This window comes from Nocardia sp. BMG111209 (genome assembly GCF_000381925.1).
Taxonomy (GTDB): Bacteria; Actinomycetota; Actinomycetes; order Mycobacteriales; family Mycobacteriaceae; genus Nocardia.
In genome coordinates, this window is record NZ_KB907310.1 from 333,592 (window position 1) to 347,259 (window position 13,668).

The 13,668-nt window shown below is 69.0% G+C and carries 1 protein-coding gene (only partly in view); it reads left to right on the plus strand.

The features are described from left to right. Positions 1-13,668, plus strand: the beginning of a protein-coding gene (locus tag G361_RS0139735) for a non-ribosomal peptide synthase/polyketide synthase (protein ID WP_019932726.1). 30,483 nt of this gene lie beyond the right edge of the window; 13,668 of the gene's 44,151 nt are visible here — the first part of the coding sequence; the start codon lies at positions 1-3; the stop codon falls past the right edge of the window.

The following is a 13,668-nucleotide window of genomic DNA, read 5'->3' on the forward strand; positions in this document are numbered from 1 at the left end:
TTGGACCGGCTGGATTTCGGCGGAAACGGCGAAGCTGGCAACGAGGTAACCACGCCGGTTTCGGGGGAGGATCTCTTCCCGCTGTCGCCGGCGCAGCTCGGTATCTGGTATGCCCAGCATCTGGATCCCGAGGTGCCGATCACGATCGCGCAGTACGTGGATCTGCGTGGCGCGCTCGATGTGGAGGTGCTGAGTCGCGCGGCGCTGGAGGCCTCGCGTGAGCTCGGGTCCGGATTGTTGCGGATCGTCGAGCGCGACGGTGAGCCCTGGCAGTACGTCGACATCGACTTCGACGACCGGGTCGGTTACGTGGATCTGCGCGGGGAGTCGGATCCGGAAGCCGCGGCCCTGGCGTGGATGCGGGCGGAGTACGGGCGCCCGCTGGATGTGTTGTCGGATCGCCTGATCCGCTCGGTGGCGTTGCAGCTGTCCGGCGAGCGCTGGTTCTGGTACGTGCGGGCGCATCACATCGCGATGGACGGCTTCGGCGCGATGGTGAACGTGCAGCGGATCGCCGAGCGCTACACCGCGTACGTATCCGGGGCCGAGGTTCCGGATGTGAAGATCTCCGGGCTGCGGTCCCTGGTCGAGAACGAGCTCGCCTACCGCGAGTCGCCCCGGTTCCGGTCGGATCGCGAGTACTGGGCGCAGAAGGTCGCCGGGCTCGAGGCCGGGTCCGGGCTGACCGGGCGGTCGGCCCCGCCGGCCGCGGCCAACCGGATCGCGTCGGCGGCCCTGTCCGAGGCCCGGCACGCGGAGCTGGACGCGGCGGTGGCCCGGTTCGAGTCGTCGCCCGCGGGACTGCTGCTGGCCGCCTTCGCGGCCTATCTGGCGCAGTGGACCGGGACCGACGAGGTCATCCTGAGCCTGCCGGTGACCGGTCGCGTCACCGCGGCGATGCGCCGCGCGGGCGGCGCCACGTCGAATATCGTGCCGCTGCGGCTGCGGGTCGGCCACACCACCACGATCGCGGAACTGCTGGCACAGGTGACCGTCGAGGTGTCCGGGGCGCTGCGGCACCAGCGCTACCGCCACGAGGACATCCGCCGCGACGCCGCCGGCGACGGCGTGGTGTCGACCGAGTTCTTCGGTCCGTGGGTGAACATCATGCTGTTCCACGACGAGCTCACCCTGGGTGACCTCTCGGGACAGATGCATGTGCTGTCGACCGGGTCGATCGAGGATCTCGGCGTCAACTTCTATCAGACCGAGGGCGGCACCCGCACCCGCATCGACTTCGAGACCAACCCGAACCTCTACACCGACGCCGAGACGCGCCACCACCACGAGCGGTTCCTCGACTTCTTCCAGCGCTTCGCCGCCGCCGGGGCCGATCGGGCCGTGTGGTCGCTGCCGATCACCACCGGCAGCGAACTCGACCGCACCCTGGCGGCCTGGAACGACGCCGACCACGACGTCCCGGACACCACGCTGCCCGAGTTGCTGGACCGGCAGATCCGGGCCACCCCGAAACATCTCGCGGTCGCCTTCGAGGACGACACGCTGAGTTACGCCGAATTCGGCGCGCGGGTCAACCGGCTGGCGCGGCGGCTGATCGCCGACGGCGTCGGGCCGGAATCGCTGGTGGCACTGGGGATGCGGCGCTCGCTGGACCTGGTCGTCGGCATGCACGCCGTATTGCGGGCCGGTGGCGCGTATGTGCCGATCGATCCGGATCATCCCGCCGACCGGACCGCCTACATCCTCGACAGCGCGGATCCGGTGTGCGTGCTCACCACCACCCGGGACGGGCTCGAACTGCCGGTCACCGTGCGGCGCGTGGATATCGACACCCTCGACGTCTCGGACTTCTCCGACGCGCCGATCGTCGACGCGGACCGGCTCGCGCCGTTGCGGCCGGACAACACCGCCTACGTGATCTACACCTCCGGTTCCACCGGCCGGCCCAAGGGCGTCGCGGTCACCCACCACGCGATCGTCAACCAGCAGCTGTGGATGCTCGACGAATACGCGTTCACCACGGCCGACGTCTATCTGCAGAAGACCGCGACCACCTTCGACGTCTCGCTGTGGGGCTACTTCCTGCCCCTGCTGGCCGGTGCGACCCTGGTCGTCGCCGATCCGGACGGACACCGCGATCCGCTGTACGTCGCCGATATGATCGACCGGTTCGGGGTCACGGTCACCGACTTCGTGCCGTCGATGCTCACGGTGTTCACCGCACATGCCACGACCATCCAATGTGCTTCGCTGCGTGCGGTTTTCGTGATCGGCGAGGCGCTGCCGCCGGAGACCGCGGCGGCGTTCCGGGCGATCTCCGACGCCGGACTGCACAACCTCTACGGTCCCACCGAGGCCGCGGTCTCGGTAACCTATTGGGAGGCAACGGAAGCCGATACGACCACGGTACCGATCGGTGTCCCGGAATGGAATGTCGAAGTCTACGTGCTGGATTCGCGGCTGCGTCCGGCCGCGATCGGCGCCCCGGGTGAGCTCTATCTGGCGGGCCGGCAGCTGGCCCGCGGCTACCGCGGCCGCCCGGACCTGACCTCGGACCGGTTCGTCGCGAATCCGTTCTCCGACACCGGCGATCGGATGTACCGCACCGGAGACCTGGTGCGCTGGAACGATTCCGGCGCCATCGAGTACATCGGCCGCACCGACTTCCAGGTGAAGTTCCGCGGCCAGCGCATCGAGCTCGGCGAGATCGAGACCGTACTGCTCGCGCATCCGGCCGTGAGCCAGGCCGTGGTGCTCGTCGCCGACACCGCCACCGGACAGCAGCTGGCGGCGTATGTCGTTGCCGCGCCGGGCTTCTCACCCGAAGCGGCGGAGCTGACCCGATTCGCCGCCGGGCAGCTGCCCGCCTACATGGTGCCCGCGTCGGTCGTACTGCTGGACGCGTTCCCGTTGAACACCTCCGGCAAGCTGGACCGGAAGGCGTTGCCGGAGCCGGTGTTCAGCGCCGACGCGGCCGGTTACCGGGCCCCGCGCACCCAGGCGGAGGAGATCGTCGCCGGGGTGTTCGCGGACGTGCTCGGCCGCCCCCGGGTGGGCGTGGACGACAACTTCTTCGAACTCGGCGGCAACTCGCTGGTCGCCACCCAGGTGGTGGCGCGCATCTCGGCCGCCTTCGGCATCCGGGTCGGCGTGCGCGCGCTGTTCGAGACCCCGACCGTGGCCGGGATCGCGGCGCGCGCGGAATCGGCGTCCCCGGCGACGGAGAGTCGTCCGCCGCTGGTCGCCCAGCGGCTGTCCGGGGTGCAGGCCCCGGCGCGGATGCCGCTGTCGCTGGCGCAGCAGCGGATGTGGTTCCTGAACCAGTTCGATCCGAGCGTCCCGACCTACAACCTGCCGTTCGTGGTGCGGCTGCGCGGCCGGGTCGACATCGACGCGCTGACCGAATCGCTCTACGACGTCGTGGAGCGCCAGGAGGCGCTGCGCACGGTGTTCCCCGAATCCGGGGACGGCGGTTTCCAGCAGATCGTGCCGATGGACGAGGTCGACCTCGGCGTCGAGGTGCTGCCGGTCGCCGAGGCCGAATTGCCCGGCATCCTGGCCGAATTCGCGTCGGCCGGCTTCGACGTCACCAGCGAGCTGCCGATCCGGGTGCGGGTCTACCGGATCTCCGGCAGCAACGGGCACGGCCCGGACTACGCCGTCGCCTTCGTCGTGCACCACATCGCCGCCGACGGTTTCTCCTTCGGCCCGCTGGCCCGCGACGTGACCGCCGCCTATCTGGCGCGCGCGGCCGGACAGCCGCCGGCCTGGCAGCCGTTGCCGGTGCAGTACACCGACTTCAGCCTGTGGCAGCGGCGCGTGCTCGGGTCCGAGGACGACGCGTCGTCCACCGCGGCGCGCGAAATCGATCACTGGCGTGGCGCTCTCGCCGGTCTGCCGGATCAGCTGGACCTGCCCTCGGATCGGCCGCGGCCGCCGGTGCAGAGCTTCCACGGCTCCCGGATCACCTTCGAGATCGATCCCGCCACCCATGCCCGGCTGTCGAGCCTGGCCCGCGGCCGGGGCGTCACGCTGTTCATGGTGCTGCACTCGGCGCTGGCGGTGCTGCTGGCGCGGTTGTCGGGCACCACCGACATCGCGATCGGCACCCCGGTCGCCGGTCGTGGCGAACAGGCCCTCGACGACCTGATCGGCATGTTCGTCAACACGCTCGTGCTGCGGTCCGCGGTCGACGGCGCCGAGTCGTTCACCGAATTCCTCACGCGCACCCGCGATACCGATCTGGCCGCGTTCGCCCATGCCGACGTGCCGTTCGAGCGGCTGGTCGAGGTGCTGAACCCGACCCGGTCGCAGGCGCGGCATCCGCTGTTCCAGGTGATGCTGTCCTTCCAGGAGCTCTCGCACGCGACGCTGCGGATGGGTGACCTCGAGGTCACCGCCGACGAGCTCGAGGTCGACATCGCGAAGTTCGACCTGCAGTGGACGCTGACCGAACAGCACGGCGCCCAGGGCGAACCCGCGGGCGTATCCGTCGTGGTCTCCTACGCCACCGATCTGTTCGACGCCGCCACCGTCGCCGAATTCGGCCGCGGCTATCTGCGTGTGCTCACCGATGTGCTGGCGCAGCCCGAGGCCCGGGTGCGCGACATCGAGATCATGGACGCCGCCGAGCGTGCCACGATCCTCGAGCAGTGGAACCGCACCGCTCACGAACTGCCCACGGCCACCACGGTTCTCGATCTGTTCGAGCGGCAGGTGCGGCTGCGGCCGCAGGCCGGCGCGCTGATCTTCGATCCGGGCGAACGGTCCGGCGGCGAATACGGCCCGGCTGCCGAGCTGTCCTACGCGGAATTCGCCGCGCGGGTGAATCGCTTGGCGCGCAAGCTGATCGACGACGGCGTCGGCCCCGAATCGCTGGTGGCGGTGGGCATCCGCCGCTCGATCGACATGCTGGTGGCGATCTACGCGACGCTGACCGCGGGCGGCGGCTACGTGCCGATCGATCCGGACCATCCGGCCGAGCGCACCGACTATGTGTTGCGCAGCTCGAATCCGGTGTGCCTGTTGACGACCCACGCCGACGAGGTCGACGTGCAGCTCGACGACTGCCCCGTCGTGTACCTCGACGAGCTGGAACTCGGTGCGGGCAGCGCGTATTCGGACGCGCCGATCGCGGCCGGCGAGCGCCGCGGGCAGCTGCGCGGCGACAACACCGCCTACGTGCTGTACACCTCCGGATCGACCGGCCGCCCCAAGGGCGTCGCGATCCGGCACTCCGCGGTACTCAACCAGATCGCCTGGATCACCGCCGAATACGGCATCGACGACACCGATGTGGTGTTGCAGAAGACCCCGGTGACCTTCGACGTGTCGGTGTGGGAGCTGTTCGGCAGCCTCGCCGTCGGCGCCCGTCAGGTGATCGCCGCCCCCGACGGGCACCGCGATCCGATGTACCTGTCCGAGATCATCGGGCGGCACCGGGTCACCCTGACCTCGTTCGTCCCGTCGATGCTGTCGGTATTCGCCGCCAGCGCGTCGGCAGCCGAAAGTTCTTCGCTGCGTGCGGTTCTGGTGGCCGGTGAGGCGCTGCCGCCCGCGATGGTCGCGGCGTTCCGCAAATTCTCCACCGCCGCCGTGCACAACCTGTACGGCCCCACCGAATTCACCGTGCACGCCACCGCGGCGGCGATCACCGACGCGGTGCCCACGACGGTGCCGATCGGCCGTCCGGTCTGGAACGCGCAGGCGTACGTGCTGGACGAGGGCCTGCGGCCGGTGCCCGCGGGGGTCCCCGGTGAGCTCTATCTCGGTGGCGCGCAGGTGGCGCGCGGCTATCACGGCCGGGCCGACCTCACCGCGGAACGGTTCGTGGCCGACCCGTTCGGCGCACCCGGCAGCCGCCTCTACCGCACCGGTGACCTGGTGCGCTGGGCCGGAAACCGGTTCTCCGCCAACGCCGCCGGCGCGCAGGGTGTGCTCGAGTACATCGGCCGCACCGACTTCCAGGTGAAGTTCCGCGGTCAGCGCATCGAACTCGGCGAGATCGAGACCGCGCTGCTGGACCATCCGGCGGTGAATCAGGCCGTCGTCCTGGTGATCGACACCGTGGCCGGCGATCAGCTGGTCGCCTATGTGGTCACCACGCCGGGTCCGGTCGACCTGGACAACATCAAGAACGCACTGCACCGCACGCTGCCCGCCTACATGGTGCCGTCGGCGATCGTGGTGCTGGAAGCCTTCCCGCTCAACGCCTCCGGCAAGCTGGACCGGCGAGCGCTGCCCGCACCGGTCTTCGAGGTGCGCGAATTCCGTGCTCCCACAACGCCGATCGAGGAGATCGTCGCCCAGATCTTCGGCGAGGTACTCGGCATCGTCCGGGTCGGCGTCGACGACGACTTCTTCGAACTGGGCGGCAACTCACTGATCGCCACCCAGGTCGCCTCCCGGCTCGGTACCGCACTGGACACCCGGGTGCCGGTGCGCATGCTGTTCGAGGCGTCGACGGTCGCGGCGCTGGCCGCGCGAATCGAGTCGCATGCCGGGGACGGTGCGCGTAAGGCGTTGGTGGCGCGGCAGCGGCCGGAGGAGGTTCCGCTGTCGTTGGCGCAGCAGCGGATGTGGTTTTTGAATCGTTTCGATAGTGGTAATGCGGTCAATAATATTCCGGTTGCTATTCGGTTGTCGGGTGAGTTGGATGTGGCGGCGTTGCAGGTGGCGGTGATCGATGTGATCGATCGTCATGAGTCGTTGCGGACGGTGTTTCCGGAGACGGGGAATGGTCCGGTGCAGGTGGTGTTGGATGCGGCGCAGATTGTGCCGGATTTGACGCCGGTGCCGGTGACGGAGGGGAATTTGATCGATCATCTGGTCGAGTTGGCGTCGATGGCGTTCGATGTGACCAGTGAGGTGCCGTTGCATGCGCGGTTGTTCGAGGTCAGTGAGACCGAGTTCGTGCTGGGGATGGTGGTGCATCATATTTCTGCTGATGGTTGGTCGATGGGGCCGTTGGCGCGGGATGTGATGGTGGCGTATGCGGCGCGGACGTCGTGGGAGCAGCCGGCGTGGGCGGCGTTGCCGGTGCAGTATGCGGATTATGCGTTGTGGCAGCGGGAGGTTTTGGGGTCGGAGGAGGATGGGGGGTCGTTGATTTCGGGGCAGATCGGGTATTGGGTGGGGCGTTTGGCGGGGGTGCCGGATGAGTTGGTGTTGCCGTGGGATCGTCCGCGTCCGCCGGTGGCCAGTTATCGGGGTGGGACGTATCCGTTTGTGGTGTCGGCGGGGTTGCAGCGGCGGTTGGTGGAGTTGGGGCGGCGGGAGAATGCGTCGTTGTTCATGGTGATGCATGCGGCGTTGGCGGTCCTGTTGGCGCGGTTGTCGGGGACGGGGGATATTGCGGTGGGGACGCCGGTGGCGGGGCGTGGTGAGGCGGCGTTGGATGATTTGATCGGGATGTTTGTGAATACGCTGGTGTTGCGGGTGCCGGTGGCGGCGGGGGCGGGGTTCACGCAGGTGCTGGCGGGGGTGCGGGATGCGGATTTGCAGGGGTTCGCGCATGCGGATGTGCCTTTTGAGCGGTTGGTGGAGGTGTTGAATCCGTCGCGGTCGCAGGCGCGGCATCCGTTGTTCCAGGTGATGTTGACGTTCCAGAACACGCGGCAGGCGAGTTTGGAGTTGCCGGGGTTGCGGGTGTCGCCGGTGGAGTACGACTCGCGGTTGGCGAAGTTCGATTTGCAGTTGACGTTGCAGGAGGTGGCGGACCGTCATGGGGAGGTGGCGGGGATGTCGGCGGAGTTCTCGTATGCGCGGGATTTGTTCGATGAGGCGACGGTGGCGGGGTTCGCGGCGCGGTTGGATCGGATTCTGGCGGCGGTGGTCGCCGATCCCGGCGCGCCGGTGGGGGATATCGATGTGTTGTCCACCGATGAGCATGCGCGGGTATTGACCCTCTGGAACGACACCCACCACGCCCTCCCCGGCGCGGAGGCGGCGGTGCGTGGCGGGAAGCGTTCCCGTAAGGGCGGCAAGGGTTCTCGTGCCGCGATCGTGCCGGGGCAGCCCGGCAGCCCGGAGACGCTGGTGTCGCTGTTCGAGCGGCAGGCCGTGGCGACGCCGGATGCGGTGGCGCTGGTGTTCGAGGGTGAGCAGCTCACCTATGCCGAGTTCGCGGCGCGGGTGCACCGGCTGGCGCGGCGGCTGATCGCGACCGGGGTGGGCCCGGAATCGCTTGTCGCGGTGGCGATGCGGCGTTCGCTGGACCTGCTGGTCGCGGTGTACGCGACGCTCGAGGCCGGTGGCGGTTATGTGCCGCTCGACCCGGACCAGCCCGCCGACCGCACCGACTACGTGCTGCACACCGCACGTCCGGCGGCGGTCCTCACCACCGGCCGCGACGACTTCGTCACCGGCCACAATCTGCCGGTCCTGGAGATCGATGCGCTCGATCTGAGCGGCTACTCGGATGCTCCGGTCACCGACAGCGAGCGGACCGGCCCGCTGCGGCCCGTCCACACCGCCTATGTGATCTTCACGTCGGGGTCGACGGGTCGGCCGAAGGGTGTGGCGGTCACGCATGCGGCGATCGTGAACCGGTTGTTGTGGATGCAGTACGAGTATCCGCTGACGGCCGTGGATGTGGTGTTGCAGAAGACTCCGGCGACGTTCGATGTGTCGGTGTGGGAGTTGTTCTGGCCGTTGCAGACCGGTGCGCGGCTGGTGATCGCCCGTCCGGACGGGCATCGCGATCCGGTGTATCTGGCCCGGGTCATCGCCGAACACGGTGTCACGACCGCGCATTTCGTGCCGTCGATGCTGTCGGTGTTCGTGTCGGCACTGGACACCGCCGCGGTGGAACCGCTGGGTGTCGCCGCGGTGGAACCGCGCGATGACTCCGCGGTGGAACCGCGCGATGACTCCGCGGTGGTGTCGCCGGGGAGTTTGCGGCAGGTGTTCGCTTCCGGTGAGGCGTTGCCGGCGGCGACGGCGCAGCGGTTGCGGGAGTTGACCGGTGCGCGGTTGCACAATCTGTACGGGCCGACCGAGGCCGCGGTGGATGTCACGTATCACGAAGTGGCCGCTGCGGATACGGTGACGGTGCCGATCGGCCGGCCGGTGTGGAACACGCGGGTGTATGTGCTCGACGCCCGGTTGCATCCGGTGGCGCCGGGCGTGCCGGGTGAGTTGTATCTGGCGGGTGCGCAGTTGGCGCGGGGGTATCTCGGGCGGGCGGATCTGTCGGCGGATCGGTTCGTGGCCGATCCGTTCTGGGAGTCCGGTGAGCGGATGTACCGTACCGGTGATCTGGTGGCGTGGACCGCCACCGGTGAGCTGAACTATCTGGGCCGCACCGACTTCCAGGTGAAGTTGCGCGGCCTGCGCATCGAACTCGGCGAGATCGAGGCGGCACTGCTCGGACAACCGGGCATCGCACAATCGGTCGTGGTGGTTCGCCACGACGCGCACTCCGGTGACCAGCTCGTGGGTTACGTGGTGCGCGAATCCGGCGCGGTGATCGCGGTCGACGCGGTGAAAGCCGCGCTCGCGCAGTCGCTTCCGGCCTACATGATCCCGGCCGGGATCGTCGTGCTCGACGAGTTCCCGCTCAACGCCTCCGGCAAACTGGACCGCCGGGCCCTGCCCGCGCCGGTGTTCGCGGTGGGCGGATACCGCGCGCCGTCCACGCCGATCGAGGAGATCGTCGCCGGCGTCTTCGCCGATCTGCTCGGCGTCCCGCGCGTCGGTGTCGACGACGACTTCTTCGAACTCGGCGGCAACTCGCTGGTCGCCACCCAGGTCGTGGCACGCCTGTCGGCGGCGCTGCGGACCGAGGTCGGTGTCCGGACCGTCTTCGAGGCGCCCACCCCGGCCGCGCTGGCCGCCCGGGTCGAATCGCATGTCGGTTCCGGTGTGCGGCAGGCACTCACGGCCCGTCCGCGACCGGAACACCCGCCGCTGTCGCTGGCGCAGCAGCGGATGTGGTTCCTCAACCGCTTCGACGCCGGCTTCGGCGACTCCGCCACGGCCGCGTCCTACAACGTCCCGGCCGCGGTACGGCTTTCCGGCAGACTGGATCTCGGCGCGCTGCGCGCCGCGATCGCCGACGTGGTGACCCGGCACGAGACGCTGCGCACGATCTACCCGTCGCACGACGGGATCGCGTATCAGCAGGTGCTGCCGTCCGGCCGGGCCATCCCGGAGCCGGACATCGTCGAACTCACCGGCGCCGACCTGTTGCCCGCGATGTACGAATTCACCGGCCGCGGTTTCGATGTCACCGAGCAGACCCCGGCGCGGCTGCGGTTGTACCGGCTCGACGCGACCGAACACGTGCTGGTGCTCGTCGTGCACCACATCGCCACCGACGGTTTCTCGATGACACCGCTGGTGCGCGATCTGATGACCGCGTACGTCGCCCGCAGCGCGGGCTCCGAGCCGGGCTGGGTGCCGCTGCCCGTCCAGTACGCGGATTACGCACTGTGGCAACGGGATATCCTCGGCTCCGAGGACGACCGGCGCTCGCTGATCGCACAGCAACTGGCGTACTGGCAGGACGAACTGGCCGGGCTGCCGGACGAGTTGCGACTGTCCACCCGGCCGCGGCCCGCCGTCGCCGGATACCGTGCCGGGACATACCGATTCCAGGTTCCCGGCGATCTGATCGAGGCGCTCAACCGGGTCGGGCACGCACACGGCACCACGCTGTTCATGGTGGTGCACAGCGCCTTCGCCGCCCTGCTGGCGCGACTGTCCGGCACCGACGACATCGCGGTCGGCATCCCGGTCGCGGGCCGCGGTGACCGCGCCCTCGACGACCTCGTCGGTATGTTCGTCAACACCCTGGTGCTGCGCGCCCGGGTCGACTCCGGCGCCAGCTTCGCCGAACTGCTCGCGCAGGTGCGCGAGCACGATCTGCAGGCGTTCGCGCACGCGGACGTGCCGTTCGAGCGGCTGGTGGAGGTGCTCAACCCGGCGCGGTCGCAGGCGCGGCATCCGCTGTTCCAGGTGATGCTGTCGTTCCAGAACCTGGGCCGCACCGCTCTGGAACTGCCGGGCCTCGCGGTCACGGCGCTCGACCTCGACCAGCCGGCCTCGAAGTTCGATCTGCAACTGACGCTGAGTGAGACCGACGGCATCGGTATGTCCGCCGAACTCACCTATGCCGCAGACCTTTTCGATGCCGACTACGCCGCCATCTTCGCCGAGCGGTTCCTGCGGATCCTGGACGCGGTCGCCTCCGATCCGACCGAATGCGTCGGCGACCTGCCGCTGCTCGACGAGCTCGAACACGCGCTGGTGTTGCAGCAGTGGAACGACACCGAATTCCCGCTGGACGCGGCGCTGCCCTCGGTCTCCGACGATGCCGCCGCGACGCTGGTGTCGTTGTTCGAGGCGCAGGTGGCGCGCAGTCCGCAGACGCCCGCGGTCAGCTTCGAGGGGACGACTCTGTCCTATGCCGAGTTCGCGGCGCGGGTGCGGCGGTTGGCGCGGTGGCTGATCGAGGCGGGTGTGGGGCCGGAATCGCTGGTGGCGCTGGGGATGCGACGTTCGCTGGATCTGGTGGTGGGGATGTATGCGGTGTCGGCGGCCGGTGGTGCGTATGTGCCGCTGGATCCCGATCATCCGGCCGAGCGCATCCGCTACATTCTCGACACCGCGCGGCCGGTGTGTGTATTGACCTCGGGTACCGGGCTTTTCGCCGATGTGGCGGAGACCGAGGGTGAGATCCGGATCGATCTGCTGGACGTGTCGGGGTATTCGGACGCGCCGTTGACGGATGCGGATCGGCGGGCGCCGTTGCGGCCGTCGAACACCGCGTACGTGATCTTCACCTCGGGTTCGACCGGACGGCCGAAAGGCGTCGCCGTCACCCACGACGCGATCGTCAACCGCCTGGTCTGGATGCACGCCCAATACGGGCTGGCCGCCTACGACGTGGTGTTGCAGAAGACGCCCGCGACCTTCGACGTGTCGGTGTGGGAGTTCTTCTGGCCCTTGCAGGTCGGCGCGCGGCTGGTCGTCGCGAAGCCGGACGGCCACCGCGATCCGGTGTATCTCGCGGATCTGATCGTCGCGGAACGCGTCACCGTCGCGCACTTCGTGCCGTCGATGCTGGCCGTCTTCGTCGCGGCCGGACCCAAGGTCGCCGAATGCACCAGTCTCACCAACGTTTTCGCCTCCGGTGAGGCGTTGCCCGGCGCCGTCGCGCAGCAACTGCGCGCGTTGACCGGGGCGCGGGTGCACAACCTGTACGGCCCCACCGAGGCCGCCGTCGACGTCACCTATCACGAGGTGACCGACGCGGACACCGGTTCGGTGCCGATCGGTGCGCCGGTGTTCAACACCCGGGTGTATGTGCTGGATGCGCGGTTGCGTCCGGTGCCGGTGGGTGTGGCCGGTGAGTTGTACCTGGCGGGTGCGCAGTTGGCGCGCGGCTACGTGTCGCGGCCGGATCTGTCGGCGGATCGGTTCGTCGCCGATCCGTTCGCGGTCGGTGAGCGGATGTATCGCACCGGTGATCTGGTGGTGTGGACCGGTGTCGGTGAGCTGGAGTACCTGGGGCGCACCGATTTCCAGGTGAAGGTGCGCGGCCTGCGCATCGAACTCGGCGAGATCGAGGCGGAGCTGCTGTCCGCCGCCGGGGTGGCACAGGCGGTGGTCGTCGTCCGCTCGGACGAGCGTCTCGGTGATCAGCTGGTCGGGTACGTGGTGCCCGCCGGTGACGCGGTGGTGGACGCCGACGCGCTGCGGGTACAGGTGGCCCAACGGCTTCCGGCGTACATGGTGCCGGCGGCGGTGATGGTGCTGGATTCGTTCCCGCTCAACGCTTCCGGAAAACTGGATCGGCGAGGATTGCCGGTGCCGTCGTTCGCGGCGGCGGTGTTCCGGGCGCCGGCGACGATGGTGGAGCAGGCGGTCGCGGCGACGATCGCGGAGGTTCTCGGGCTCGACGAGTCGGCCACCGCGGTGGGTCTGGACGACGATTTCTTCGCGCTGGGCGGTAACTCACTGCTCGCGACGCAGGTGGCGGCGCGACTGAGCGCCGCCCTGGACACCCAGGTGGCGGTGCGGCTGCTGTTCGAGGTGTCGACGGTGGCCGGACTGGCGGCACGACTGGAGTCCCGGGCGGATACCGGTACCCGGGCGCCGCTGGTGCCGCAGCCGCGTCCGGCGGCGGTAGCGCTGCCCGACGGCGGGTCGGCGGTGCTGGTGCCGTTGTCGCCCGCGCAGCAACGGATGTGGTTCCTCAACCGCTTCGACAACCGCACCGCCGTGAACAACATCCCGGTGGTGCTGCGGCTGACCGGGACTCTCGACACCGCCGCGCTGACCGCGGCGGTGCGGGATGTGGTGTCCCGGCACGAAACCCTGCGCACGATCTACCCGGAACTCGAGGGCGTCGGCTATCAGCAGGTGCTGCCGATGTCCGCCGTCACGATCGATCTCGCCGCCGAAGCGGTCGCCGCGGCGGATCTGCCGGGCCGGATCGCCGAGGTGGCGAGCGGGTATTTCGATGTGACCCAAGAGATTTCGTTCCGGGTCGCCCTGTTCGATACCGACGGTGCCGGTGCCGAACACGTGGTGGTGCTGGTGTTGCATCACATTTCCGGTGACGGTTTCTCGTTGCGGCCGTTGTTGCGGGATGTGGTGGCGGCGTATGCGGCGCGGTCGGCGGGTGAGGTGCCGGTGTGGTCGGCGCTGCCGGTGCAGTACGCGGATTACGCGGTGTGGCAGCGGGAGGTGCTGGGTTCG